The organism is Roseateles sp. So40a (genome assembly GCF_048081605.1).
Taxonomy (GTDB): domain Bacteria; phylum Pseudomonadota; class Gammaproteobacteria; order Burkholderiales; family Burkholderiaceae_C; genus Roseateles.
The window spans coordinates 1,902,053-1,928,641 of sequence record NZ_CP182288.1 but is presented as its reverse complement, the minus strand read 5'-3'; the positions used below and the strand labels follow the sequence as shown (position 1 = coordinate 1,928,641).

The following is a 26,589-nucleotide window of genomic DNA, read 5'->3' as shown; positions in this document are numbered from 1 at the left end:
CAAATAATTACCTATTTGCACTTCGAAAGCTGAGACGAGATCCTTTCGGTCGGATTTGCATTCACCCCCGCCCCACCCTCTTCCCCCTCAACATCTCATGATCCGCGCGCTCGATGAGTTCATGGGCGCCGGCGGTGTCTTCGGGGGCGAAAGCCGCCACGCCCGACGTCGCCCCAACCCGCACCACCGCGCCTGACGCCAGCGTCACCGGCTCCCTGATCGCCTCGATCACCCGCGCCAGCACCGGCGGCCATTCCGCGTCGTCGACGCAGGTCAGCACCAGCACGAATTCATCCCCGCCCAGCCGCGCCGCCGTGTCCAGCGGCCGGATGCTCGCCGTCAGCCTTCCCGCGATCGTCTGCAGCAGCTGATCCCCGGCGTCATGCCCGTGCTCGTCGTTCACCGCCTTGAAGCCATCCAGGTCCAGGTAGCACACCGCCACCCGCTTCCTCTCCCGCCGCGCCATCGCCAGGGCCTGCTCGATCCGGTCGTACAACAGCACCCGATTCGGCAATTGCGTCAACGCATCATGGAACGCCGCATGCGCCAGGTGCTCGTGCGCTGCCTTCATCGGCGTGATGTCCACCGCCATCGCGAAGACCTCCGTCTCCGACAGCGGCGCCGCGTTGAAGTCCACCCACACCGCCTCGCCCGCCTTGCTCCTCATCCGGATCTGCGAGCGGTAATACCCGTGCGACGCCAACGCCGCATACACCTGCCGGCCGACTTCCTCGAACTGCGCGTCGTCCCAATAGAACACCCGCGCCGACACGCCCTCCAGCTCGCCGGGTCCATACCCCAGCAAGCGCTCCACCGCCCGATTGCGCCACGTGATCATCCGGTTGGACATCTTCGCCATCGCCACCAGGTCGCTGTCGAGCATCGCCGCCTGCTCGCGCTGCAGCCGCCGCTCCTGCGTCACATCCCGCCCGGACGAGAACACCAGCAGTTCCCCGCCGATTTCCGCCACGCTCAGGTGCAGCGCCACGTCGATCACCTCGCCGTCATCGCGCCGATGCTGCACATCCACCTGTTGCCGATCGCCGGCCTTGATCTTCGAGAGCCACCGCTGGATCGCCGCTTCGTCCTGATTCGCGTCCCAGCCCGAGATGTGCCGACCCAGCAGCGATGCGCGCGTCGACTTCAGCATCTCCGCGAAGGAATCGCTCATCTCCACCAGCCGGCCGTCGCGGTTGATGATGTGGATGCCGTCGCCCGCCACGCGCATCAGCGCCCGGATGCGCTGCCCTTGCGAGGCCACCTCGCGGATGGCTTCGAACTCGCGGCGGCTCACGCGATGCGCATAGGCCGAGGCCAGCGCCACCAGCAACCATGCCAGCGCCGCGAGCGACCCCACCCGCCACGCCTGCGCGCGCCACGGCGCGAAGAAGCGATCGTTGTTGACGCCCGCGTAGACGACGAACGGCCAGCGCTCCAGCGCGCGGTAGGAACTCGTGCGCTGCTGACCGTCGATGGACACTGTCGTCACCAGCGTGCCCTGACGCGGGTGCGACGCCAACATCTGGCGCGTCGCCGCGGAGACGTTGGTGTCGCCGATCTGGCCCTGCACCGGGCTGCCCGGCGCCGCGCGCGCCACCAGCCGCAGATCGTCGCGGCGCAGCGTCATCGCGTCCAGCGGGGCCAGCTCATAACGATCGAAGATGCGCCGGAAATGCTCGACGCCCACGGTCACGTAGATCACGCCCGCGAATCGTCCCTGCACCCGCATCGGCCGCACGAAGGCCACGACCCAGTTGCCCGACACGCGCGACACCAGCGGCCCGGTCACCTGCGTCGTCGGCGCTGCCTCATCCCGGGCGCGGACGAAGTAGTCGCGGTCTTCGACCCGCGTGGGCGCGCCTTCTGGCAGCCGCGTGCCCCAGCGCACCCGGCCCGTCGCGTCCGCCGCGCGGATCGCCTCCACGCCGGGCATCAGGCCGAAGCGCGCCAGCATCACCTCGTTGAGCGCCGCGTCCCCCGCGCCGTCCTTGAGCATCCGCTCGAGCTCACCGCCCGTGGCGCGCAGCACCGCATCCACGCGGCCGATCTCGGCCTCGACATTGAGCTGTGCCACCGCGGCGAGGCCCTCGGCGAAACTGCGCGCCTGGGTCTCGTAGGCGCGGCGCGAGTTGTCCAGCACATGCGCCACCAGCGCGGCCAGCACGAGCGCGACGGTCAGGTTCGCCCCGACGAGCCACGCCGTCAGGCGACGGCGCCGGCGCGCCGCTCCCTCGATGAGCACTTGCGGATCAGTCAGCGGCATGGGCTGTTGAACGTCGCATCGGCGTGCCGGACAGGACGTGCCCGATCCCGGCATCGTGGCCTCGACTCCCTGAAGCCCGGCCGGATCTCGCGACCTCCGTCGCGGTCCGGCTTCCCAGCCAGTCTACTGATCCGCTCCCGGCCGCGGCGATGCCGGGAAACCCGAGAACGCGGGGGTGTCAGAGGCCTTCCATGATCTTCTCCGCGGCCTTGTCCTTCAGCGTCCCGTCCTTGGGCGCGAGCAGCTCGCGCGCGTTGGGGATGCCGGTGCCCGAGGCCGCCGCGGCCGGTGCCTTGTAGCCGGGCACCGTCGACACGGTGCCGCCCTTGACCTTCTGCTCGCTGCTGCCCGCCGGGCAGGCGTCGTTGGTGTAGAGCACGCTGCCGTTGACGACGCAGCGGCGCACGCCGCCCGGCGCGGGCTGACCGCCGCTGGCCGGCGCGTCATTGGCCGAGGACAGGCCCGGCACCTTGGGCAGCTCGACGCTCTGCACCTGCCGTTCCACCTGGCGCGTCGCATCGCGCAGGAACGGGATCTCGTCGCGCTTCTTCCAGCCGACGACGCCGGCCACGACCAAGGCCACGATGAGCAATACCAACCGCATGACAGATTTCTCCCTGAATGCCGCGCCTGGATTGAATGTATTGGTGCGCGGCGGGCGAAATCATATCGGCCGCGCATGACCGGTTTCCCTTGACGACGGCTCACGCTGTGCCGTTTTTCCCCCTCGTTACGGGGATGGTCCGTAACGCGACTTTCGACAGGTCCCGCGCCGCGAGACCCCTATCGTGACGACGTGATCCGCCACCCTCTGCTTTCAATGATCGATTCCCGAATCCCTCGCGCGCTCGGCGCTTGCGTCGCCATCGCCGTGTCCGCGCTCACGATGGCCGGCACGGCCGCGGCCAGCGATGCCCCACCCGCCGCGCTGCGCGCGCTCGTAGACACCGCCATCCGTCCGGTGATGTCGAAACACGCGATCCCCGGCATGGCGGTGGGCGTCACCGTCAACGGCCGCAGCTACGTCTTCAACTACGGCGTGGCCTCGCGCGAGTCGGGTGCCCCGGTCGACGACGCCACGCTCTTCGAGATCGGCTCCGTCAGCAAGACCTTCACCGCGACGCTGGGCGCGCTGGCGCTCGTGGACGGCCGCTTGTCGCTGTCGGACTCGCCCGGCCGATTCCTGCCTGCGTTGCGCGGTCACGCGGTCGACCGCGTGACGCTGCTGCAGCTGGCCACCTACACCGCCGGCGGCTTCCCGCTCCAGGTGTCCGACGAGGTTCACGACGAAGCCGCGCTGACGCCTTATCTCACCCGCTGGCAGCCGGCCTTCCCGCCAGGCACGCAGCGCGTGTATTCCAACCCCAGCATCGGCCTGTTCGGCCGCGCGGTCGCGGCGTCGATGAAGATGGACTTCGATCGCGCGATCGAGTCCGAGCTGCTGCCGCCGCTGGGCCTGCGCGACACCCACATCCACGTGAGCGCGGCCGCGATGCCCCATTACGCCTGGGGTTACGAGAAGGACGAGGCCGTGCGCGTGAGGCCCGACGTCTTCGACGCGGAGGCTTACGGCATCAAGACCACCGCGGCCGACCTGCTGCATTTCGTGCGGCTGAACATCGACCCATCGTCGGCGCCACCGCGTCTGGCGCGCGCGATCGCGGCCACGCAGGTGCCGCGTTTCCAGGTCGCCGGCATGACGCAAGGCCTGGGATGGGAGCAGTACCCGTGGCCGGTCTCGCGCGAGCAGCTGCTGGCCGGCAACGCGCTCAGCCGCGGCGCCACGGCGGCGGTGCCGGTGTCCGATACGGTCGCAGCCGATGCGGCAGCGGCAGCCGCCGGCGCGACGCGCGCCACGCCCGATGCACCCCGTCTGTTCAACAAGACCGGATCGACACGCGGCTTCGGCAGCTACGTGCTCTTCGTTCCGGAGAAACGCCTGGGGCTCGTGCTCCTGGCCAATCGCGCCTGGCCCAATCCCGCGCGCATCGAGCTGGGACTCGCGCTGTTGGAGCAGCTCCAGCAGCTGCCGAAACAGCAACCGGCTCAGTAGCCGGGTCAGCGCGAGGAGGCTGAGCGCAACGCCGTCAGCTCGCGCGTCAACCAGACCTTGCTCTCGACGGGCGCGGCGCCGGCGCAGCGCACGAGATAGGGCTTGCCGCTCATGCTGCTCTTGGACGCGCCGCGGTCAATGAACTCCTCGGCGGTCTTCACGAGGTTCTTGTCCTCGAGGTAGGCCAGCTTGCGCTCCAGGTGGGCGCGGGCCTCGGCGGCCGCGTGCCAGTCGCCGTTGCGGTTGAACTCGCAGGACGAGGTCTGCAGCCGACCCAGCAGCGCCGTCACCTCGGCCTTGGCCGCCGCTGGCAAGGGCGTGGCGCCAGCCGTCGCGGCGCCCAGGATCAACGCCGCCATCGCGGCGCACCGCGTCGAAGTCTGGATCACACGCATCGGACGCATCACGCTCATCACCACGTTCATCACCACGCTCATCACGCTCATCACGCTCATCACGCTCATCACGCTCATCACGCTCATCACGCCGGTCTGGAAAGCGGCGATGTTGCCAGATACGCGCTGCCATCCAGGCACTCGCCCACGGACCAGCTCTCGTTGCAGGCCGCGGCCAGCCGCTGCAGCTCGGCATCCTGTTCGTCGAGCTCGGCCCGCATGCGGGCGATCTCGGCCCGTCTTCGCGCGAGACCCGCCTGCACCAGGTCATGCGGCAGCCGGCCGCCCTGTCCCTGCGCGAAGGCCTGCCGCAGGCTGTCCAGCGAGAAGCCCAGCCGCTGCGACAGCTGGATGAACTGCAAGCGCTCCAGGGCGGCCGGACCGTACTCGCGGTAGCCATTGGTCGAGCGCGTGCCCTCGGGCAACAGCCCGCTGGCCTCATAGAAACGAATGGCCGAGGGCTTCATCCCCGTCTGCCTGGCGAGTTCTCCGATGCGCATGCGAAACCTCTTGACCTTCAAGTGAGCTTGAAGCTTACGCTCGCGGCCATCTCCCTCGCTTGCCACCGGATAAAGCCCGGTCGCCGTCACCATGTCGACTCCCGCTTCTGCCTCTGCTTCCTTTCCCGCTTCCAACTCTGCTTCCGTCTCCCTGCAGGACGCGCTGGTCCTGCCCAACGGCCAACGGCTCAAGAACCGCATCGCCAAGGCCGCGATGGAAGAAGCCCTGGCCGAGCCCGGCCAGTTGCCCGGCGCCGCCAGCCAGCAGCTCTACCGCCGCTGGGCCGAGGGCGGCGCGGGCCTGCTGATCACCGGCAACGTGATGGTCGCGCCCGACGCGCTGACCGGCCCGGGCGGCCTGGTGCTGCAGGCCGGCACGCCGCTGGCGCCATATCGCGCGTGGGCCGCCGCGGCCAAGACCGGCGGCACGCGCGTGTGGATGCAGATCAACCACCCGGGCCGCCAGGTCTTCGCGGCGCTGGGCAATCCGGGCTTCGCGCCGTCCGATGTGGCCCTGGACATGGGCAAGCACGGCAAGCTCTTCGCGCCGGTGCGCGCGCTGACCGAGCCCGAGATCGCCGCCATCGTGCGCCGCTTCGCCGACACCGCCCGCGCCGCGCGCGAGGCCGGCTTCGACGGCGTGCAGATCCACGCGGCGCACGGCTACCTGCTGTCGCAGTTCCTGTCGCCGCTGGCCAATCGCCGCGAGGACGGCTACGGCGGCCCGATCGCGCATCGCGCGCGTCTACTGATGGAGGTCGTGCGGGCGGTGAAGGCGGTCGCGGGACCTGACTTCGCCGTCGCGGTCAAGCTCAACAGCGCGGACTTCCAGCGCGGCGGCTTCGACGAGGCCGACGCCCGCGCGGTCATCGAGATGCTCAACGCGGAAGGCATCGACCTGCTGGAGCTTTCCGGCGGCAGCTATGAGAGCCCCGCGATGCAGGGCCGCACCGCCGACGGCCGCACGCTGTCGCGCGAGGCCTACTTCCTGGAATTCGCGCGCGAGCTCGCGGGGCTGGCGCGCATGCCGGTGATGACCACCGGGGGCATCCGCCGCCGCGCGGTCGCGCAGCAGGTGCTGGACAGCGGCATCGCGCTCGTGGGCATCGGCACCGCGCTCGCCTACGCGCCGGACCTGCCCGCGCAGTGGATGGCCGCCGAGGCCGTCGCGCAGCCGGTGGCGGTGGGCTGGAAGAACAAGGCGATGGCCAGCCTCGCCACGATGGCGCTGGCGCGTCGGCAACTGCATCGGATGGCCGCGGGCCGCGCGCCCTCGAGACGAGTGTCGCCGTTCCTGACGCTGGTCCTGGACCAGTGGCGTGCGTCGCGACTGACGCGCCGTTATCTCGCGTGGCGCGCGCAGGCCGCGGGCACGGGCGGCTGAGCGAGGCTCGCGAGCAGCCGGGCGGGCGGGCGCCACAATGGCGACCGCCATGTCGAACGTCCCTTCTGCCATCGCCACTGCGGATCCGCTGCTCACCCGCGCGCTCGCGCAGGTGCCGCGCCGATTCCGCATGGCGGCCCTGCCCGATGCCTCGACCGCTGACACATGCAGTCCGTCCACGGCTTTGGCCATCGCGATCGAGCAGGCGCGGCAGTCGATGGCCGCTGGGATCACCCCGGCGGACGAGGTGCGGCGCTTGTTCCTGCGCTCGCTCGCGCGCCTGACCGACGAGGCCCGCAGCGGCGATCCCGCCTTTCAGGCCATGGTCTTGCGGCATCGATCGCCGCTGGTGCGCGAGCACGCCTCGCTGAGCGCTCATCTCGACCGGGACCGCCGACAGGTGCTCGCCATCGTGAATGCGATCGCGCATCCGGCCAAGGTCGTGCAGCGCGCGCCGGGGACGTTGCGGGAGGCGCTCGCCGCGTTGCAGGCTGCGGCGGCGGCGAATGACTGGTCGACGGTCGCGAAGGGGATCGCAGCGGTCCCCGTGGACGAGCCGGCGCTGGAACGCGACCTCGCCCGATTGCGCGATGAGCCTGCGCTGGCGCGGCTTCGGCGTGTGGACGTCCTCGCGGAGGAACCGATGGTCCAGCACCATCGCGCGCTGTGTGAGCAGAAGGGGCCGATGTCGGGCACGGCGCGCGCATCGGCCCAGGGCTCCGGCGCACAGCGGCGCGGTGACGCGGTGGAGGCACTCGCAGCCTCGGCGTTGCGGGCGCTGGCGCAGCGGCTCAATGACGCTGCCGGTGCGAGCGGTGAAGAGGTCTATCGCGTGGTCAGCTCGATGCGCGTCCCGCCGTCTTTCCCCGGCGATGCGCAACGCGCCAAGAGCGAATGGGATGTGGTGCTGCTGCGACGCCCTGCTGACGTCGCGGAGCACGTGTGGGACGTCGTCCTGCTCGTCGAGGCGAAAGCCTCCGCGGACGCGGCGACCACCGACCTGCCCAAGCTGCTGCGCGGATTGCGGCTGCTGGCGCAGGCGCAGGCCGACACCACGTATCGCTTCACGTCGCCTTCTGGGGAAGTGCTCGTCCGGGGCGACTCGCTGCGCGTGCTGCCGACCGAGGAAGCAGATCTGGCACGCGCCGTCCTGTACTGCAGCGACGCGCCCGCGGAGCTCCACCCCCGTTGGTTGAACGCGGCGAGCCGCATGCAGTTGCTGTCGTCGACCGCGAGCCTCGAGCGCGCGGCGCATGGCATCGACGGCGCTCCGATCGAGGAGCTCGAGCCGGTGTGGCAGCAGTTGCTCACGGCATCGGGGTTCACGCCGGTGCTGCATCAAGCCGCCACGCCGGTGCGTGTCCGCGGGCTCATGGTCCACCCGGACGATCTGGAGGCCTGCTGAGGCCTCTGGCCCTCACCCCTGCCCTCTCCCGCAAGCGGGCGAGGGTGTCCGACCGAGTCCCTTGATCGTCATGAGCACACGCTTGACGATTTCATTTACAGCTGTAATCATTGATTCGATTACACCCGTAAACGAATTCGCATGAGCAAGGATCACCCCCCGATCACCGCGGCCGAGGCCGAGGTGATGGAAGTCCTCTGGACCTCTTCCCCGCAATCGGCGGAAGAGATCGCCGCCGCGCTGGCCGACCGCCAGGACTGGCAACTCGCCACGGTGAAGACGCTGCTGAACCGCCTCTTGAAGAAGGAGGCCGTCATCGCCGAGCGCGACGGCCGGCGCTTCCTCTACGCGCCGCGCTTTCCGCGCTCCGCCTGGGCGCACGGCGAGGGCCTGTCGCTGCTGGATCGCCTCTTCGGCGGCAGCCTCGCGCCGCTGGTCTCGCACTTCACCTCGCAGCGCAAGCTGAAAGCCGCCGACGTGAAGGCGCTCAAGCAGTTGATCGAGGATTACGAGCAAGGCCGCTCGGACTCGGCCAAGAAAACCTCCGGCAAGACGACTCGCAAGACCCGCACCGGGGACGCCAATGATTGAGCTCACCGTGTCGATGGCCCTGCAGGACGCCGGCCACGCGCTGCTGCGGCAGAGCGCCCTGCTCACGCTCGTCTCGGCCGCACTGCTGATGCTGCGCCGGCCGCTCGCTCGTCTGGGCGGACCCGGGCTGGCATACGCCGCCTGGGCAGCGCTGCCGCTGCTGCTCGTCGTCGCGCTGCTGCCGGCGAGCACGCCCGCGACACGCTTCACCGCGGAGCTCTTCCCTGACGCGTTCCCCGGCCTGCTGCCCGACCTCACGCGTCTGGCCCCTGCCCTCGCTGAGCCGGCCCATCCCGTGCCGCTGAGCAGCATCGCCGGCGTGATGCTCGCGCTGGGCGTCTGGGCCCTCGGCGCGATCGCCGTGGCGTGGCACATGGTCCGGCTGCAACGCCGCTTCGAAGCCGCGCTCACGCGCGACGCGTCCGGCCGTCACTGGATCGGCGCGCAGGGACCCGCGCTCGTCGGCCTGTGGCCCGCGCGCCTGGTGCTGCCGCCCGATTTCGCTGAGCGCTTCGATGCGCGGCAGCGGCCGCTGGTGCTCGCGCACGAAGAGGTTCACCGCCGCCGCCGGGACAACCACTGGAACGCGCTGGCCAGCGCGCTGTGCGCGCTGCACTGGTTCAACCCGCTGGCCTGGCTGGCACTGCGCGCGATGCGGGCGGATCAGGAACTGTCCTGCGATCACGCCGTCATGCGCCTTCACCCCGGACAACAAGCCGACTACGGCCGCGCGCTGCTCAGCGCGCAACACGCCCCAGGCCGTGTCGATGCCCATCCCCATGCCCTGCTCCAGCCGTGGTCCGGTTGGCGCTCGTCCCACCCGTTGATCGAAAGGATCACCATGCTCGCCGTCCATCCTCATTCCCGCTCGCGCCGACTGCTCGGTGCCGGCACCCTCGCCCTGCTGACGCTGGGCGCGGCCGGCGCCGTGCACGCAGTCAACGCGGTGATGCCGGACCTTGCTCGCGATCCCGTCGCGCTGGACCTCGCCTTCGACGTGAGCCGCATCGAGCCCGGCGTGGCCACGGACAAACGCACGTCGAAGATGCGGCTCGTCGCCGAGGAAGGCCAGCAGGCGCTGGTGGTGCTCGGCGGGCGGCCGGACCAGCCCACGCCGGACCAGATCCGCATCGAGATCACGCCCAAGCGCCGCGACGGCAAGCACGTGATGCTCAACGTCCTCGCGACCGAGGGCGGCCGGCCGATGCTGCGCAGCGCGGTCCTCGTCGAGGACGGCAAGGAGGCCACGTTGTTCACCGCGCCCGATGGCGACAAGCGGACCGAACTGCTGATCCGCGTGCGCACCATCGGCCTCGGCGAGGTGCCCGGCTACAAGGCGGCGCGCTGAGATCGGATCAACACGCGGATCAATACCCCGCCGCCAAGCCCGTGTTGCGCCGCGGATCGTTGGCGCCGTAGAAGCGGTTGTTGCCCACCGGCTTCCCGTTCAGCGAGGGCGCGCCGATGATGATCGCCGCGAGGTGATTCGCCGGATGCGGCGCGCCGAGCTTGTGCCCCATGCCCTCCAGCAGCCGCTTCGTGTCGGGCGACAGCGCGTAGGGCTCGACGTTGGTCAGGTCCGGCAGCCATTGCTGGTGGATGCGCGGCGCGTCCACCGCCTCCTGCACCGTCATGTCGAAGTCGATCGCGTTGATCATGGTCTGCAGCACCGCCGTGATGATGCGGCTGCCGCCCGGCGTGCCCACCACCATCACCGGCTTGCCGTCCTTCGTCACGATGGTCGGACTCATCGACGACAAGGGCCGCTTGCTTGGGGCGATCGCGTTGGCCTCGCCCTGCACCAGCCCGTACATGTTGGGCACGCCGACCTTGGACGTGAAGTCGTCCATCTCGTTGTTCAGCAGCACGCCCGTCTTCGCCGCGGTGACCTTCGCGCCGAACCAGTCATTCAGCGTGTAGGTCACCGACACCGCATTGCCCCACTTGTCGGCAATGGAGTAATGCGTGGTGTTGCTGCCCTCATGCGGCGGCACACCGGGCTTCAGGTCCTTGGACACGCCCGCCTTCGTCGGATCGATCGCCGCGCGGATCCGGGCCGCGTAGTCCTTGTCCAGCAGCCGCTGCAGCGGGTTCTTCACGAAGTCCGGATCGCCCAGCGTGCTGTTGCGATCCACGTAGGCATGGCGCATCGCCTCGATCTGGTAATGCGTGCCCTGCGCCGATCCCCAGCCCAGCTGCCGCAACGGATAGCCCTCCAGGATGTTGAGCATCTCGCAGATGATCACGCCGCCCGAGCTCGGCGGCGGCGCCGACACCACGTGATACCCGCGGTAGTCGCATTCGATCGGGGCGAGCTCGCGCGTCTTGTACTGGTCCAGATCGGCCTGCGTCAGGATGCCCTTGCCTGACTGGCTCGAGTCCACCAGCGCCTTGGCCACCCAGCCCTTGTAGAAGCCGTCCGTGCCCTTGGCGCCGATCTCGCGCAGCGTCTTCGCCAGGTCCTTCTGCACGAGCTTGTCGCCGGCCTGGAAGGGCTTGCCCTTGTTCAGGAAGATCGCGCCCGAGGCCGCGTCGGCTTCGAAGTCCTTGGTCGCGGTCTGGAACATGTCGACATCGCCCTGGTCCAGCGCGAAGCCGCGATCGGCCAGCGCGATGGCCGGTGCGATCAGCGCGGCGCGTTTCATCGTGCCGTACTTCTCCCGTGCGTACTCCAGCCCCGACACCGTGCCCGGCACGCCCACCGCCAGGTGCCCATGCGTGCTCAGGCCCTTGATGACGTTGCCGTCCTTGTCGAGGTACATGTTGGCCGTGGCGGCCAGCGGCGCCTTCTCGCGGAAGTCGAGGAAGGTCTTGCGGCCGTCAGCGAGCTGGATCGTCATGAAGCCGCCGCCGCCCAGGTTGCCCGCGGCCGGATAGACCACCGCCAGCGCGTAGCCCACGGCCACCGCCGCGTCGACGGCATTGCCGCCGTCCTTGAGCACGTCCACGCCCACGCGCGTGGCCAGATGCTGCGCGGTCACCACCATCCCGTTGGGCGCGGCGACCGGCGCGGACGACGCAGCGAAGCTGGGATCGACCGGCGCGAAGGACAGGGACGCGCACGCCGCCGCGGCGCAGACCAGCAATCGGAAAGTCTTCATGAACCTGATTCCTCTGAGGATGCGACGGGCCATTCGACACCGGTCATGGCGTCACCCGCAATCCCGCTCGGGGTCAGGTCCTTACTGGAGAGGGTCTTTCAGCGCATCGGGCACCGGCAGTGCGACGATGTCGATGCCTTCGTCCGCCAGTTCGCGCGCCTCGTCGGGCGTCGCGTGACCGCGGATACCACGCTCCTTGGCCTCGCCGTAATGGATGCGGCGCGCCTCGTCGGCGAATCGGTCGCCCACGTCCTCGGTCTTGGCGATCAGCGTGCGCACCGCCTGCATCACCTGCTTCTGCAGCTCGATGGCGATCGCGGGCACCGCCTCACCGTCGGCGCTCGAGCTCGGACGCGCAGGCGTCGCGGACACGGAAGACACCGAGGCCGTCGGACGCGAGGGAGGCGTCGAGGGCGTGGGGGGCGTCGAGGCGTGCGACAGGTTCAAGCGCGGCGCGCTCGGCATGCGCCGAACGTTCGCGCTGTTGCACAGGGGGCAGCTCAGCAGACCGCGCTGCTGCTGCGATTCGAAGTCGGTCGACGACGCGAACCAGCCTTCGAAGGAATGGCCCGTCTCGCAGGCCAGGTTCAGGACGAGCATGGTCCGATGCTAGCGCTTGGCGGGTAGCGGTCAGCGGCTCGAGGCCTCGTCCGCGGACATCCAGTCCAGCGTCCAGGCGCCGGCGCGCCAGCGCTGCAGCCACAGCAGGCAGGCCATGGACTTGGCGTCCGTGAGCCGGCCATCGGCCACCATGCGGTCCAGTTCGTCTTCTTCGACCGGGAGAAGGTCGAGGAACTCGCCGTCATCGAGCCGGCGCTCGCCCAGGCTCAGGCCACGGGCGAAGAAGATCTCGATGCGCTCATCGGAATACGCGATCGCGTTGTGGGTCACGCCCGCGTAGGCCCACTCGCGCGCGCTGTAGCCGGTTTCCTCGCGCAGCTCGCGAATGGCGCAGCGCAGCGGGGATTCGTTGGGGTCCAGCTTGCCGGCGGGGAACTCCAGCACCACGCGGCCCAGCGGGTAGCGGTACTGGCGCTCCAGCAGCACGCGGCCGTCGTCCAGCAGCGGCACGACCACGGCGGCGCCGGGATGGCGCACGTATTCGCGGGTGGCCTCACGGCCATTGGGGAGCGCGACATGATCGCGCTTCACCTGAAGGAAGTTGCCCCGCAGGATCCAGTCGGATCGCAGCGGGGTCTCGCGCAGGTGGGGGTCGGCGTCCGGGGCCGGGGGAATGCCGATCACGTCGTCGGCATCGGGGCGCAGGGCCTCAGGCAGCTTCTTCGTCATCGAACTCTCGCACCTTGGACCGCGAGCGGCGCAGGTAGCGCCACACGAAGCCCGGGAAGCCGAGCGTGACGAACAGCGCCAACGCCGCGGCATAGAACTCCCATCCCTGAGGCGCGCGCTGGCCGAGGCGGGACTCGAGTCCGAAGCCCACGACCAGCGTGATCAGCGCCAGCAGGAAGAGTTCCAGCAGCCGCCAGCCGGCGGCCTTGGGATCACGGCGCGGCCCGACCAGCAGGATGCGCGAGCTCAGGTAAGGCGCGTTGGCCGCGATCAACGCGACCACGAGCACCGCCCACACCGATGTGCCCTGCTCCATCGTGCCGAGTCCTGTCCCGTGAAGTGATGTGTGTCAGGCGCTCAGGGCGCCAGCGCGCGGGCGCACAGCGCGAGCAGGCCGCTGGGCACCAGGCCCAGCACCAGCACGGCGGCACCGTTGAGCGACATCACGATGCGCGCGTCGGCCGGGGCGTTCAGCGGGCTCGTGTCGGCCGGTTCATCGAAGAACATGACCTTCACGACACGCAGGTAGTAGAACGCGCCGATCAGCGACAGCATCACCGCGATCACGGCCAGCCACAGGTACAGCGACTGGCCGGTCGCGATCATCGCCTGCAGCACGGCCAGCTTGCCGTAGAAGCCCACCATCGGCGGGATGCCGGTCAGCGAGAACATGTAGATCGCCATCACCAGCGCGTACCAGGGGCTGCGCTTGAACAGGCCGGCCAGGTCGCTGATCTGCTCGGACTCGAAGCCCTGGCGCGACAGCAGCATGATCAGGCCGAAGCTGCCCAGCGTCGTCAGCACGTAGGTGATCGCGTAGAACAGCGACGAGCTGTAGGCGTTCTGCACCAGCGCGGTGTCGCCGTTGACCACACCCGAGGCCAGGCCCAGCACGACGAAGCCCATCTGCGAGATCGTCGAGTACGCCAGCATCCGCTTGAGGTTGGTCTGCGCGATCGCGGCCAGGTTGCCCACGACCAGCGAGGCCACCGCCATCACCAGCATCATCTGCTGCCAGTCACGGGCCAGGTCGATCATGCCGTCGCCCAGCAGGCGCAGCGTCATGCCCAGCGCGGCCAGCTTGGGCGCGCCGCCGATCAGCAGCGTCGCGGCGGTCGGCGCGCCCTGGTAGACGTCCGGCACCCACATGTGGAACGGCGCGGCGCCCAGCTTGAAGCCCAGGCCGGCGACGACGAACACGACGCCCAGCACCAGCACGCCCTTGTTGACGGTGCCCGAGGCGATCACCTCGGCCACGCGCGGGATCGACAGCGAACCCGTGGCGCCGTACATCATCGACAGGCCGTAGAGCAGGAAGCCCGACGCCAGCGCGCCCAGCACGAAGTACTTCATCGCCGCCTCGGTCGAGATCGTGTGATCGCGACGCAGCGCGGTCAGCGCGTACAGCGACAGGCTCATCAGCTCCAGACCCAGATAGACGGTCAGGAAGTTGTTGGCCGCCACCATCACGTTCACGCCCAGCAGCGTGAGCAGGCTCAGCGTGAACAGCTCGCCCTTGAGCAGCTCGCGCGACTCGGCGTACGGACGCGCGTAGACCAGCGTGATGATCAGCGCGAAGGCGCTGAAGCCGCTCAGCAGGTGGCTCAGCGAGTCCACCACCAGCATGCCCTGCATGGCCTCGACCTGCGGCTGACCCATGGCCGCGAAGTGCATCGCGCCCACCACGGCCAGGCTCAGCTGCGTCAGCCAGTAGGTCGGCGTGCGACGCGGGTCGGTGACGAACAGGTCCACCAGCGCGACCACGCACGCCAGCACCAGCAACAGGATTTCGGGATAGACCGCGACCCAGTTCATGTCGTTCATTGTGTTGGGTCCTTATTGGATCTTGGACACGGCCACGTGCTTCAGCAGCGCGTCCACGGACGGGTGCATCACGTCGGTGAAGGGCTTCGGATACACGCCCATGAACAGCGTGGCCGCAGCGAGCACGCCCAGCATCAGGAACTCGCGTCCGTTGATGTCGGTCAGGTGGCGGACGTTGTCGTTGGTCACCGGACCGAAGTACACGCGCTTGATCATCCACAGCGTGTAGGCCGCGCCGAAGATCAGCGCCGTGGCCGCCAGCAGGCCGATCCAGAAGTTGTGCCCCACCGCGCCCAGGATCACCATCCACTCGCCCACGAAGCCCGCGGTCGCCGGCAGGCCGCAGTTGGCCATGCCGAAGAACACCGCGAACGCCGCGAACTTGGGCATCGTGTTCACGACGCCGCCGTAGTCGGCGATCTCACGCGAATGCACGCGGTCGTACAGCACGCCGATGCACAGGAACATCGCGCCCGACACGAAGCCGTGGGCGATCATCTGCACGATGCCGCCGGCCACGCCCAGCTCGTTGAAGATGAAGAAGCCCAGCGTCACGAAGCCCATGTGCGCGACCGACGAGTAGGCCACCAGCTTCTTCATGTCGCGCTGCACCATCGCCACCAGGCCGATGTAGATCACCGCGATCAGCGACAGGCCGATGATGAACCAGTCGTAATGACGGGCCGCATCCGGCGCGATCGGCAGCGAGAAGCGCAGGAAGCCGTAGGCACCCAGCTTCAGCATGATGGCCGCCAGGACCACCGAGCCACCGGTCGGGGCTTCCACGTGCGCGTCAGGCAACCACGTGTGCACCGGCCACATCGGCACCTTCACCGCGAAGGCCGCGAAGAAGGCGAAGAACAGCAAGGTCTGCGCCGACAGCGGCAGCGGCAGCTTGTGCCACGCCAGGATCTCGAAGCTGCCCGACTGGTTGTACAGGTACAGCAGCGCGATCAGCATCAGCAGCGAGCCGGCCAGCGTGTACAGGAAGAACTTGAAGGCCGCGTATACGCGACGAGGACCGCCCCACACGCCGATGATGATGTACATCGGGATCAGCGTGGCCTCGAAGAACACGTAGAACAGCATGCCGTCGAGCGCGCAGAACACGCCGATCATCAGGCCCGACAGGATCAGGAAGGCGCCCATGTACTGGTGCACCCGCGTGTCGATGACTTCCCACGCCGCGATCACCACGATGATCGAGATGAAGGCCGTCAGCGGCACGAACCACATCGAGATCCCGTCCACGCCCAGGTGGTAGTTGATCTTGAAGCGCTCGATCCAGGCGTGGTTCTCGACGAACTGCATGGCCGCGCTCGTGGTGTCGAAGCCCGAGATCAGGGGCAGCGTCACCAGGAAGGACAGCAGCGCGGCGACCAGCGCCATCCAGCGCACCGCGCCGGCGTTGTTGTCGCGTCCGAGCGCGAGCAGCAGGCCACCGCAGACGATGGGCAGCCAAATGGACAGACTTAGCAACATTCTTATTCTCCGCCCGCGTCAGAGGCCGAACAGGGCCTTGAATTGGGGCCCCATGTAAGGCCACAGCTGCCAGGTCATCAGACCCACGACACCCAGGATCATCACCAGCGCGTACCAGTACAGGTGGCCGGTCTGGATCAGCCGCACCAGGCCGGCGACACCGCCCACCGTGCGCGCCGAGCCGTTGATCAGCACGCCGTCGATGACGCCCTGGTCACCGGCCTTCCACAGGCCGGTACCGATCAGGCGCGCGCCGCGTGCCAGCACGTTCTCGTTGAACCAGTCCATGTAGTACTTGTTCTCGAGGATCGTCACGACCGGGCGGAAGATACGCGCGATCGCGGCCGGGATGGCCGGGCTGATCATGTAGAACCAGTACGACACCGCGACACCGGCCACGGCCAGCCACAGCGGCAGCGTCTGGAGGCTGTGCAGCGCCATGGCGAACGCGCCGTGGAACTCTTCACCCAGCTCGTGCATCGCGTGGTGGACCTCGTGGTTCACGAAGATCGCGTCCTTGAAGAACTCGCCGTGCACCATCGGGCCGATCGTCAGGTAACCGATCACCACCGACGGGATCGCCAGCAGGATCAGCGGCACCGTCACCACCCAGGGCGACTCATGCGGCGTGTGGTCGTGACCATGGCCGTGATCGTCATGATGGTCGTGCTCGCCCGGGAAGGGCTTGTGGTGGAAGTGTTCCTTGCCGTGGAAAACCAGGAAGTACATCCGGAAGCTGTAGAACGCCGTGACGAACACGCCGGCCACCACCGCGACGTATGCAAAGCCCGCGCCCGGCAGATGCGACGCGTGCACCGCCTCGATGATCGAGTCCTTCGAGTAGAAGCCCGCGAAGAACGGCGTGCCGATCAGCGCCAGCGAACCCAGCAGCGACGTGATCCAGGTGATGGGCATGTACTTGCGCAGGCCGCCCATGTTGCGGATGTCCTGGTCATGGTGCATGCCGATGATCACCGAGCCCGCGCCCAGGAACAGCAGCGCCTTGAAGAACGCGTGCGTCATCAGGTGGAACACGGCGACCGAGTAGGCCGACGCGCCCAGCGCCACGGTCATGTAACCCAGCTGCGACAGCGTCGAGTACGCGACGACGCGCTTGATGTCGTTCTGGATGATGCCCAGGAAGCCCATGAACAGCGCGGTGATCGCGCCGATGATCATGACGAAGTTCAGCGCGGTGTCCGACAGCTCGAACAGCGGGCTGAAGCGCGACACCATGAAGATGCCGGCCGTCACCATCGTCGCCGCGTGAATCAGCGCCGAGATCGGGGTCGGGCCTTCCATCGAGTCCGGCAGCCACACGTGCAGCGGGAACTGCGCCGACTTGCCCATCGCGCCGATGAACAGGCAGATGCAGGCCACGCTCAGCATCATCCAGTTCTCGCCGCCGAAGGGGTTGGCGAAACCGATCTTGGCCAGCTCCGCCGACTTGGCGAAGGTCTCGGTGTAGTTCAGCGAGCCGCCGTAGGCCACCAGCAGGCCGATGCCCAGGATGAAGCCGAAGTCACCCACGCGGTTGACCAGGAAGGCCTTCATGTTGGCGAAGATCGCCGTGGGCTTCGTGTACCAGAAGCCGATCAGCAGGTAGGACACCAGGCCCACCGCTTCCCAGCCGAAGAACAGCTGCAGCATGTTGTTGGCCATCACCAGCATCAGCATGCTGAAGGTGAACAACGAGATGTAGCTGAAGAAGCGCTGGTAGCCGGGGTCTTCCTCCATGTAGCCGATGGTGTAGATGTGCACCATCAGCGAGACGAAGGTCACCACGCACATCATCATCGCGGACAGGCCGTCGATCATGAAGCCGACTTCCATCTTCAGGCCGCCCAGCACCATCCATTCATAGACGGTCTGGTTGAAGCGCGCGCCATCCAGCACGGCGCTCAGCGTCATCGCCGAGAGGATGAAGGCGATCAGCACGCCCAGGATGGTGACGATGTGCGCGCCGCGGCGGCCGACCTGCTTGCCGAACAGGCCCGCCACGATGGCACCCGCGAGCGGGGCCAGCGGCACCGCCAGCAGCATGTTCTGAGAGAGTGTTGCAGACATTGTTTTTCTCGCTTCCCTCGGTCAGCCCTTCAGGGCGTCCAGCTCTTCCACGTCGATGCTGCTGCGGTTGCGGAACAGCACGACCAGGATCGCCAGGCCGATCGCCGACTCGGCGGCCGCGACGGTCAGGATGAAGAACACGAACACCTGTCCGGCCATGTCGCCCAGGTAGTGCGAGAAGGCCACGAAGTTCATGTTGACCGCCAGCAGCATCAGCTCGATGGCCATCAGCAGCACGATCAGGTTCTTGCGGTTCAGGAAGATGCCGATCACCGACAGCGCGAACAGGAACGCGCCCAGGATCAGGAAGTGGTTCAGGCTCAGCGCACCCATCACGCGGCTCCTTCGTTCTTTTCAGCCACCGGCACGGACGGGGCTTCGACGGTCGGGGCGACCTTGACGATCTTCAGGCGGTCGGCCTTCTTGACGCGGACCTGCTGCGAGGCGTCCTGCTTGCGCGAGTCCTTGCGGCCGCGCAGCGTCAGCGCGATCGCCGCGATGATGCCCACGAGCAGCAGCACCGCCGCGATCTGCACCGGGAACAGGTAGTTCGTGTAGATCTCGATGCCCAGCAGCTTGGTGTTGCCCAGCTTGGCCATGTTGGCGATCTCGGGCGCGTTCTCCACGCCGCGGAAACCGCCCATCAGCACGGCCGCGATCTCCAGCGCGATCAGCGCGCCCACGAGGCTGGCCACCGGCAGGTGCTTCCAGACGCTCTCGCGCACGGCGGTGGACTCGAAGTCCAGCATCATGACCACGAACAGGAACAGCACCATGACGGCGCCGATGTAGACCAGCACCAGGGTGATGGCCAGGAACTCGGCCTTCATCAGCATCCACAGGCAGGACGCGTTGAAGAAGGCCAGGATCAGGAACAGGGCCGAGTGCACGGTGCTCTTGGCCGTGATGACACGGAACGCGGAGCCCAGCAGCACGGCCGAGAAAACGAAGAACAGCGCGGTAGTGATGTCCATGTGATGTCCTGCAAGCAGGCTGACGGTCGCGGTCCCCTGCCCTCGCTCACGCGAGGGTCAGGCGCCGCGCACCGCTCAGCGGTACTTGGCGTCGGCCTCCTTGCTGGCTGCGATCTGCGGCTCGTACCGGTCCCCCACCGCCAGAAGCATTTCCTTGGTGAAGTACAGGTCGCCACGCTTCTCGCCGTGGTATTCGAAGATGTCGGTCTCGACGATGGAGTCCACCGGGCAGCTTTCCTCGCAGAAGCCGCAGAAGATGCACTTGGTCAGGTCGATGTCGTAACGCGTCGTGCGGCGCGAGCCGTCGGCGCGCACGTCCGATTCGATCGTGATCGCCATGGCGGGGCACACGGCCTCGCACAGCTTGCAGGCGATGCAGCGCTCCTCGCCGTTCTCATACCGGCGCAGCGCGTGCAGGCCACGGAAGCGAGGAGACAGCGGGGTCTTCTCTTCCGGGAACTGCACCGTGATGTTCTTCGAGAGGAAATGCCGGCCGGTCAGGGCCATGCCCTTCAGCAGCTCGGTGAGCATGAAGCTCTTGACGATGTCCTTGATGGCGCTCACAGCGGTACCTCGGATTACTTCCAGATATTGAACGGCGACTGGATCCACAGACCCACCACCACGAGCCACACGAGCGTGACCGGGATGAAGATCTTCCAGCCCAGACGCATGATCTGGTCATAGCGATAGCGCGGGAACGTGGCGCGCACCCACAGGAAGCAGGTCACGACGAAGAAGGTCTTGGCGAAGAGCCAGAACCAGTTCCAGAACGCCATCGTCTGTTGAATGAACGACGGGGTGTCCATGCCCAGCAGCGACCACGAGATCGGCGCCGACCAGCCGCCCAGGAACATCAGCACCGCCAGTGCCGACACCAGGATCATGTTGGCGTACTCGGCCAAGAAGAACATCGCGAACGACATGCCCGAGTACTCGATCATGTGGCCGGCCACGATTTCCGATTCGCCTTCGACGACGTCGAACGGGTGGCGGTTCGTCTCGGCCAGGCCGGAGATGAAGTACACCAGGAAGATCGGCAGCAGCGGCAGCCAGTTCCACGACAGGATGTTCACGCCGTGCGACGCGAACCAGCCCTGCTCCTGGCTGATCACGATGGCGCTGACGTTCATCGAGCCGGTGACCATCAGCACCACGACCAGGCAGAAGCCCATCGCGATTTCATAGGACACCATCTGCGCGGAGGCGCGCAGCGCGCCCAGGAAGGCGTACTTCGAGTTCGACGCCCAGCCCGCGATGATCACGCCGTAGACCTCGAGCGAGGTGATGGCCATCAGGAACAGCAGGCCGGCGTTGACGTCGGCGATCGCGGCACCCGGGCCGAACGGCACGACGGCCCAGGCGGCCAGCGCCGGCATGATCGTCATGATCGGGCCCAGGAAGAACAGGCCCTTGTTGGCGGCGCTCGGGACGATGATCTCCTTGAAGATCAGCTTCACGGCGTCGGCGATCGGGGTCAGCAGGCCCAGCGGACCGACACGGTTCGGACCCGGACGGATCTGCGACCAGCCGATGGCCTTGCGTTCCCACAGCGTCAGGTAGGCGACGCAACCCAGCAGCGGCAGCAGCACGGCGATGATCTTGAGCAGGCTCCAGATCACCGGCCAGACCATGCCCAGCATCGAGGCGCCGGCGTTGTAGAAGTTTTCCATCGTCGTCTCGTCCTCAGGCCTTGGTCACGGCGATCGCGCCGGTGAACGCGCCCAGCGCGGCGGTCTCGGGGATGCCGGCGGGGATGCGCACCACATGGGCGGGCAGCGTGGCGTCGAGCTGCGCGGCCAGCACGGCCTCGCCGCCGTCCTGCGTCACGCGCACTTGCGCGCCCTTGCCGGCGTTCTCGGACAGGCCGAGCTCGGTCCACAGCTGCTGCGGCAGCGAGGCCACGGCGGCGTCACGGCCGTCGCGGGTCAGCTGCAGCGAGGTGGCGCGGCGCACCAGCGCGTCGGTCGCGTAGATCGGGACCGTGGTCAGGCGCTCCAGGCCTTGCACCGGCGCGGCGGCAGCGGACTGCGCCGACACCGCATTGCTCAGGCGGTTCGCCAGATCGAGCTCGGAGCCCAGCGCCGCGGCGCGAACCTGCTCGGAGCTGTCGAACTCGAAGCCTTGCAGGCTCAGCAGGTTGCCCAGCACGCGCAGGACCTTCCAGGCGGGACGGCTCTCGCCGCGCGCCTTGGCCACGCCCACGAAGCTCTGCAGGCGGCCTTCGGCGTTGACGAAGCTGCCCGAGGTCTCGGTGAACGGTGCGATCGGCAGCAGCACGTCGGCGAACTCGACGACCGGGCCGGTCTTGAACGGGCTCATCACGACGACCATCTCGGCCGCGTTGATCGCCTTCTTGGCCGCGGCGGCGTTCGCGCCGTCGAGCACCGGGTCGGTGTTCAGCAGCAGCAGCGCCTTGGCGGGCTGGTCGTTCAGCACCTGGGCCGCGGTGCGACCGCCCTGCCCCGGCTGGGCGTGGACGAGTTGCGCGCCGACGGTGTTGGCCGCGGCGGTCAGCAGGCCGACCGTGGCGCCGGTCTGCTCGGCGATCCAGGTCGCCAGCGACAGCAGCGTCGCGGCTTGCGGATGCTGCACGGCGGCGTTGCCCAGCAGCACGGCCTTGCGCTCGCCCGACAGCAGCGCGTCGGCGATGGCCTTGGCGGTGTCGGAGGCGGTGCCAGCCACAGGAGCGCTCACGCCCTTGGCCGCGCCGATGGCGGCGGCGACGCCGGCCATCTCAGCGACCCAGGCCGACGGCGCGGCGGCGATCGTCGCGGCGACGGACATCTTCCAGTCCTCGACCGAGCCGTTCAGCGACAGCACCTGCGCGCCGCGGCGTGCGGCCTGGCGCAGGCGTTGCGCGAACAGCGGGTGGTCCTTGCGCAGCGACGAGCCGACCACGAAGGCGCGGTCCAGCGTCGACAGCGACGCGATCGACGTGCCCAGCCACAGCGCCTTGCCATCGGCGGCACGCAGCGCGGCGTCGCTCACGCGCAGGCGCGTGTCGATGTTCTCGCTGCCCAGGCCGCGGACCAGCTGGGCCAGCAGGTGCAGTTCCTCGACGGTGCTGTGCTCGGAGCCCAGCGCGGCGATCGCGGCGCCGCCCTTCTCGGTCTTGACCTGCTTGAGGCCGTTGGCGACGTATTCCAGCGCGGTGGTCCAGTCGACGGACTTCCACTCGCCGCCCTGCTTGAGCATCGGCGTGGTCAGGCGTTCGTCGCTGTTCAGCGCCTCATACGAGAAGCGGTCGCGGTCGGCGATCCAGCACTCGTTGACGGCTTCGTTCTCCAGCGGCACGACGCGCAGCACGTCGTTGTTCTTGACCTGGACGATCAGGTTGGCGCCGGTCGAATCATGCGGGCTGACGCTCTTGCGGCGCGACAGTTCCCAGGTGCGGGCGCTGTAGCGGAAGGGCTTGCTGGTCAGCGCGCCGACCGGGCAGATGTCGATCATGTTGCCCGACAGCTCCGAGTCCACGGTGCGGCCGACGAAGGTCTGGATCTCGCTGTGCTCGCCGCGGTGGGCCATGCCCAGCTCCATCACGCCGGAGATCTCCTGGCCGAAACGGACGCAACGCGTGCAGTGGATGCAGCGGCTCATCTCTTCCATCGAGATCAGCGGGCCGACGTTCTTGTGGAACACCACGCGCTTCTCTTCGGTGTAGCGCGAGGAGCCCGCGCCGTAACCGACGGCCAGATCCTGCAGCTGGCACTCGCCGCCCTGGTCGCAGATCGGGCAGTCCAGCGGGTGATTGATCAGCAGGAACTCCATCACGCCCTGCTGGGCCTTGATGGCTTTCTCGCTCTTGGTGCGCACGATCATGCCCTGCGTGACCGGCGTGGCGCAGGCGGGCAGCGGCTTGGGCGCCTTCTCCACGTCCACCAGGCACATGCGGCAGTTGGCCGCGATGCTCAGCTTCTTGTGATAGCAGAAGTGCGGGATGTACGCGCCGGCCTTCTCGGCCGCATGCATCACCATGCTGCCCTCGGGCACTTCGACCTTCTGGCCGTCGAGTTCGATTTCAACCATAGTTCTTCTCAGCGGCTCCGGATCAGGCGTGCGCCGGCGACTTGGCCGCGGCGGACGGGGACGACGCGCCGGGCGCCTTGTTCTGCTGGGCTTGCTCGATCATCGCGATGAACTCGCCCTTGAAGTGCTTGAGCATCGCGCGCACCGGCATCGCCGCGGCGTCGCCCAGCGCGCAGATGGTGCGGCCCTGGATGTTGTCGGCCACGGAGTTCAGCAGGTCGATGTCCTCGACGCGGCCCTTGCCGTGGGCGATGCGCTCGATCACGCGGTGCATCCAGCCCGTGCCCTCGCGGCACGGGGTGCACTGGCCGCAGGACTCGTGCGCGTAGAAGTAGGACAGGCGCAGCAGGCTCGTCACCATGCAGCGGGTCTCGTCCATCACGATGACCGCGCCCGAGCCCAGCATCGAGCCGGCCTTGGCGATGGAGTCATAGTCCATCGTGCACTGCATCATCACGTCCGCGGGCAGCACCGGGGCGGACGAGCCGCCGGGGATGACCGCCTTCAGCTTGCGGCCACCGCGCATGCCGCCGGCCAGCTCGAGCAGCTTCTCGAACGAGGTACCCAGCGGGATCTCGTAGTTGCCCGGACGCTCGACGTCGCCGGAGATCGAGAAGATCTTCGTGCCGCCGTTGTTGGGCTTGCCGACCTCGAGGTAGGCCTGGCCGCCGTTGCGGATGATCCAGGGCACCGCCGCGAAGGTCTCGGTGTTGTTGATGGTGGTGGGCTTGCCGTACAGGCCGAACGAGGCCGGGAACGGCGGCTTGAAGCGGGGCTGGCCCTTCTTGCCTTCCAGCGATTCCAGCAGCGCGGTTTCCTCGCCGCAGATGTAGGCGCCGAAGCCGTGGTGGCCGTGCAGCTGGAAGCTGAAGTTGCTGCCCAGGATGTTGTCGCCCAGCAGGCCCGCGGCTCTCGCCTCTTCCAGGGCCGCCTCGAAGCGCTCGTAGACCTCGAAGATCTCGCCGTGGATGTAGTTGTAGCCGACCTTGATGCCCATCGCGTACGCCGCGATCGCCATGCCTTCGATGACGATGTGCGGGTTGTACATCAGGATGTCGCGGTCCTTGCAGGTGCCCGGCTCGCCCTCGTCGCTGTTGCAGACGAGGTACTTCGCGCCGGGGAATTGGCGGGGCATGAAGCTCCACTTCAGGCCGGTCGGGAAACCGGCGCCGCCGCGGCCGCGCAGGCCCGACGCCTTCACCTCGGCGATGACCTGGTCGGAGGTCATGCCCTGACCCTCGCCCTGGGCGAGGATCTTGCGCAGCGCCTGGTAGCCGCCGCGCGCTTCATAGTCCTTCAGCGACCAGTTCTTGCCATCGAGGCCCGCGTAGATCTGCGGGGTGATGTTGCGGTCGTGGAAGCAGGTCTCGACGCCCGTGGCCTGCCACTTCGAGAGGTCGATGTTCGCGATGTTCGTCATCGTCCAGGTCCCTCAGTTCTTGTTGGCGGCGTGGTGCGCTCTGAGCGCATCCACCAGCTCGTCCAGACGCTCGGCGCTCATGAAGCTCAGCATCTGGCGGTCGTTGACCAGCATCACCGGCGAGTCGGCGCAAGCGCCCAGGCACTCGCTCTGCTGCACGGTGAAGACGCCGTCGGCGGTCGTGCCGCCGGCCTCGACGCCCAGCTTCGAGCACAGGTGGTCCAGCGCCTTCTGGCCGTCGCGCAGTTGGCACGGCAGGTTGGTGCAGACGTTGAGCTTGAACACGCCCAGCTTGCGCTGGTTGTACATGTTGTAGAAGGTCGTGACCTCGTAGACGGCGATCGCGGGCATGCCGAGGTAATCGGCGATCGCGTCTTCCGCCTCGCGGGACACGAAGCCCTGCTCCTGCTGGACGATGGACAGGCAGGCCATCACGGCCGACTGGGCCTGTTCGGCCGGGTACTTGGCGACTTCGCGCGCGAAGCGGGCCGCGGTGGCCTCGCTCAGCACGAACCCGGTGCTTGCAATTTCAGTGCTGCTCATCGCTTCACCACTCAACGGTCAATTTCACCGAACACGATGTCCATCGTGCCGATCACGGCCACCGCGTCGGCGATCATGTGGCCACGGGCCATCTCGTCCAGCGCGGCCAGGTGCGAATAGCCCGGGGCGCGGATCTTCAGGCGGTACGGCTTGTTGGCGCCGTCGCTGATCATGTAGATGCCGAACTCGCCCTTCGGATGCTCGACCGACGCGTAGGCCTCGCCCTCGGGGACGCGGAAACCTTCGGTGAACAGCTTGAAGTGGTGGATCAGCTCTTCCATGCTGGTCTTCATCGCCACGCGCGACGGCGGAGCCACCTTGTGGTTGTCGGTGATGACCGGACCGGGGTTGGCCTTGAGCCACTTCACGCACTGCTGGACGATGCGGTTGGACTGGCGCATCTCCTCGACGCGCACGCAGTAGCGGTCGTAGGTGTCCCCGTTGGTGCCGATGGGGATGTCGAAGTCCATCTTGCCGTACACGTCGTACGGCTGGGTCTTGCGGGTGTCCCAGGCGATGCCCGAGCCGCGCAGCATCGGGCCGGTCAGGCCCAGGTTCAGCGCGCGCTCCGGCGTGACGACGCCGATGCCCACGGTGCGCTGCTTCCAGATGCGGTTGTCGGTCAGCAGCGTCTCGTAGTCGTCGACGTTGGCCGGGAAGCGGTTGCAGAAGTCCTCGATGAAATCGAGCAGCGAGCCCTGACGGTTCTCGTTGAGCTTGTCGATGGCCTTCTGGTTCTTGATCTTGCTGACCTTGTACTGCGGCATCGCGTCCGGCAGGTCGCGATAAACGCCGCCCGGACGGAAGTAGGCCGCGTGCATGCGCGCGCCCGAGACCGCCTCGTACATGTCGAAGATGTCCTCACGCTCGCGGAAGCAGTAGATGAGGATGTTCATCGCGCCGCAGTCGATGCCGTGCGCGCCCAGCCAGAGCAGGTGATTGAGGATGCGAGTCAGCTCGCCGAACATCACGCGGATGTACTGCGCGCGCTCGGGCACCTCGATGCCCAGCATCTTCTCGATGGCCAGGCAGTACGCGTGCTCGTTGGACATCATCGACACGTAGTCGAGGCGGTCCATGTAGGGCAGCGACTGGATGAAGGTCTTGGTCTCGGCCAGCTTCTCGGTGGCGCGGTGCAGCAGGCCGATGTGCGGGTCGGCGCGCTGGATGACTTCGCCGTCGAGCTCCAGCACCAGGCGCAGCACGCCGTGGGCGGCCGGATGCTGCGGACCGAAGTTCAGGGTGTAGTTCTTGATTTCGGCTGGCAT

Annotated in this window: 24 protein-coding genes; 5 read left to right on the top strand and 19 right to left on the bottom strand. The window is 67.8% G+C overall.

Annotated features, from left to right (window positions below):
• Nucleotides 1-61 precede the first annotated feature (61 nt).
• Together ACNI65_RS08895 and ACNI65_RS08890 are read right to left on the bottom strand one after the other, a co-directional pair.
• Nucleotides 62-2,263 carry a diguanylate cyclase domain-containing protein gene (locus ACNI65_RS08895; RefSeq protein ID WP_416762465.1) on the bottom strand — a complete coding sequence of 734 codons (2,202 nt, stop codon included), beginning with the start codon at nucleotides 2,261-2,263 and terminating at the stop codon, nucleotides 62-64.
• A 178-nt stretch (nucleotides 2,264-2,441) separates the two neighbouring features.
• On the bottom strand, nucleotides 2,442-2,867 hold the full coding sequence (locus ACNI65_RS08890) for a hypothetical protein (RefSeq protein WP_416762464.1): 426 nt from the start codon (nucleotides 2,865-2,867) through the stop codon (nucleotides 2,442-2,444).
• 216 nt (nucleotides 2,868-3,083) lie between these two features.
• Here ACNI65_RS08890 and ampC point away from each other — a divergent pair, with 216 nt between their 5' ends.
• A complete protein-coding gene (gene ampC / locus ACNI65_RS08885) occupies nucleotides 3,084-4,316 on the top strand; it encodes a class C beta-lactamase (protein WP_416762463.1) in 1,233 nt (410 codons plus the stop codon).
• A gap of 5 nt (nucleotides 4,317-4,321) precedes the next feature.
• Here the strand turns inward: ampC and ACNI65_RS08880 are convergent, their stop codons facing one another.
• Complete coding sequence (locus ACNI65_RS08880; protein WP_416762462.1) at nucleotides 4,322-4,798, bottom strand: DUF5329 domain-containing protein; 477 nt, start codon at nucleotides 4,796-4,798, stop codon at nucleotides 4,322-4,324.
• Nucleotides 4,798-5,211, bottom strand: coding sequence for a MerR family transcriptional regulator (locus ACNI65_RS08875; protein WP_416762461.1), 414 nt, complete (start codon nucleotides 5,209-5,211; stop codon nucleotides 4,798-4,800). Before ACNI65_RS08875 ends, ACNI65_RS08880 begins: the two co-directional genes overlap by 1 nt.
• A gap of 91 nt (nucleotides 5,212-5,302) precedes the next feature.
• On the opposite strand from ACNI65_RS08875, the gene ACNI65_RS08870 reads away from it, so the two are divergent.
• The 4 genes from ACNI65_RS08870 to ACNI65_RS08855 all read left to right on the top strand — a co-directional run bounded on the left by ACNI65_RS08870 (nucleotide 5,303) and on the right by ACNI65_RS08855 (nucleotide 9,939).
• Nucleotides 5,303-6,595: an NADH:flavin oxidoreductase/NADH oxidase family protein gene (locus ACNI65_RS08870; protein ID WP_416762460.1), complete on the top strand. Its 1,293-nt coding sequence runs from the start codon at nucleotides 5,303-5,305 to the stop codon at nucleotides 6,593-6,595.
• A gap of 37 nt (nucleotides 6,596-6,632) precedes the next feature.
• A complete protein-coding gene (locus ACNI65_RS08865; protein ID WP_416762459.1) occupies nucleotides 6,633-8,000 on the top strand; it encodes a 3-deoxy-D-arabino-heptulosonate 7-phosphate synthase in 1,368 nt (455 codons plus the stop codon).
• Between the two features lie 141 nt (nucleotides 8,001-8,141).
• Nucleotides 8,142-8,591, top strand: coding sequence for a BlaI/MecI/CopY family transcriptional regulator (locus ACNI65_RS08860; RefSeq protein WP_416762458.1), 450 nt, complete (start codon nucleotides 8,142-8,144; stop codon nucleotides 8,589-8,591).
• The gene (locus tag ACNI65_RS08855) at nucleotides 8,584-9,939 is read left to right on the top strand and encodes a M56 family metallopeptidase (RefSeq protein WP_416762457.1); all 1,356 of its coding nucleotides are present in this window, start codon (nucleotides 8,584-8,586) and stop codon (nucleotides 9,937-9,939) included. Before ACNI65_RS08860 ends, ACNI65_RS08855 begins: the two co-directional genes overlap by 8 nt.
• 19 nt (nucleotides 9,940-9,958) lie before the next feature.
• On the opposite strand, the gene ggt is transcribed toward ACNI65_RS08855, so the two are convergent.
• From ggt to ACNI65_RS08780, 15 genes are all read right to left on the bottom strand, one after another.
• Nucleotides 9,959-11,578 (bottom strand): gamma-glutamyltransferase, encoded by a 1,620-nt coding sequence (ggt, locus tag ACNI65_RS08850; protein ID WP_416763598.1) that lies wholly within the window; start codon nucleotides 11,576-11,578, stop codon nucleotides 9,959-9,961.
• 195 nt (nucleotides 11,579-11,773) lie between these two features.
• Complete coding sequence (locus ACNI65_RS08845) at nucleotides 11,774-12,292, bottom strand: DUF1178 family protein (protein ID WP_416762455.1); 519 nt, start codon at nucleotides 12,290-12,292, stop codon at nucleotides 11,774-11,776.
• Nucleotides 12,293-12,322: 30 nt separating this feature from the next.
• Complete coding sequence (locus ACNI65_RS08840; protein ID WP_416762454.1) at nucleotides 12,323-12,982, bottom strand: NUDIX domain-containing protein; 660 nt, start codon at nucleotides 12,980-12,982, stop codon at nucleotides 12,323-12,325.
• A complete protein-coding gene (locus tag ACNI65_RS08835) occupies nucleotides 12,963-13,298 on the bottom strand; it encodes a DUF2818 family protein (protein WP_416762452.1) in 336 nt (111 codons plus the stop codon). Before ACNI65_RS08835 ends, ACNI65_RS08840 begins: the two co-directional genes overlap by 20 nt.
• 41 nt (nucleotides 13,299-13,339) lie before the next feature.
• Complete coding sequence (nuoN, locus tag ACNI65_RS08830) at nucleotides 13,340-14,806, bottom strand: NADH-quinone oxidoreductase subunit NuoN (RefSeq protein ID WP_416762451.1); 1,467 nt, start codon at nucleotides 14,804-14,806, stop codon at nucleotides 13,340-13,342.
• 12 nt (nucleotides 14,807-14,818) lie between these two features.
• Nucleotides 14,819-16,288, bottom strand: a complete 1,470-nt coding sequence (locus ACNI65_RS08825) for an NADH-quinone oxidoreductase subunit M (RefSeq protein WP_416762450.1) — start codon at nucleotides 16,286-16,288, stop codon at nucleotides 14,819-14,821.
• An 18-nt stretch (nucleotides 16,289-16,306) separates the two neighbouring features.
• A complete protein-coding gene (nuoL, locus tag ACNI65_RS08820) occupies nucleotides 16,307-18,355 on the bottom strand; it encodes an NADH-quinone oxidoreductase subunit L (RefSeq protein WP_416762449.1) in 2,049 nt (682 codons plus the stop codon).
• Between the two features lie 21 nt (nucleotides 18,356-18,376).
• Complete coding sequence (gene nuoK, locus ACNI65_RS08815; protein WP_067273420.1) at nucleotides 18,377-18,688, bottom strand: NADH-quinone oxidoreductase subunit NuoK; 312 nt, start codon at nucleotides 18,686-18,688, stop codon at nucleotides 18,377-18,379.
• Nucleotides 18,688-19,329 carry an NADH-quinone oxidoreductase subunit J gene (locus ACNI65_RS08810; protein WP_416762448.1) on the bottom strand — a complete coding sequence of 214 codons (642 nt, stop codon included), beginning with the start codon at nucleotides 19,327-19,329 and terminating at the stop codon, nucleotides 18,688-18,690. The genes nuoK and ACNI65_RS08810 overlap by 1 nt, the downstream gene beginning before the upstream one ends.
• 75 nt (nucleotides 19,330-19,404) lie before the next feature.
• Entirely contained in the window at nucleotides 19,405-19,917 is a 513-nt protein-coding gene (gene nuoI / locus ACNI65_RS08805) for an NADH-quinone oxidoreductase subunit NuoI (RefSeq protein WP_416763597.1), read from the bottom strand.
• Nucleotides 19,908-21,002 (bottom strand): NADH-quinone oxidoreductase subunit NuoH, encoded by a 1,095-nt coding sequence (nuoH, locus tag ACNI65_RS08800; protein ID WP_416762447.1) that lies wholly within the window; start codon nucleotides 21,000-21,002, stop codon nucleotides 19,908-19,910. The genes nuoI and nuoH overlap by 10 nt, the downstream gene beginning before the upstream one ends.
• A gap of 13 nt (nucleotides 21,003-21,015) precedes the next feature.
• Nucleotides 21,016-23,358 carry an NADH-quinone oxidoreductase subunit NuoG gene (gene nuoG / locus ACNI65_RS08795; protein ID WP_416762446.1) on the bottom strand — a complete coding sequence of 781 codons (2,343 nt, stop codon included), beginning with the start codon at nucleotides 23,356-23,358 and terminating at the stop codon, nucleotides 21,016-21,018.
• A 22-nt stretch (nucleotides 23,359-23,380) separates the two neighbouring features.
• On the bottom strand, nucleotides 23,381-24,778 hold the full coding sequence (gene nuoF, locus ACNI65_RS08790; RefSeq protein ID WP_416762445.1) for an NADH-quinone oxidoreductase subunit NuoF: 1,398 nt from the start codon (nucleotides 24,776-24,778) through the stop codon (nucleotides 23,381-23,383).
• A gap of 12 nt (nucleotides 24,779-24,790) precedes the next feature.
• The gene (nuoE, locus tag ACNI65_RS08785; protein ID WP_416763596.1) at nucleotides 24,791-25,288 is read right to left on the bottom strand and encodes an NADH-quinone oxidoreductase subunit NuoE; all 498 of its coding nucleotides are present in this window, start codon (nucleotides 25,286-25,288) and stop codon (nucleotides 24,791-24,793) included.
• A gap of 44 nt (nucleotides 25,289-25,332) precedes the next feature.
• The gene (locus ACNI65_RS08780) at nucleotides 25,333-26,589 is read right to left on the bottom strand and encodes an NADH-quinone oxidoreductase subunit D (protein ID WP_416762444.1); all 1,257 of its coding nucleotides are present in this window, start codon (nucleotides 26,587-26,589) and stop codon (nucleotides 25,333-25,335) included.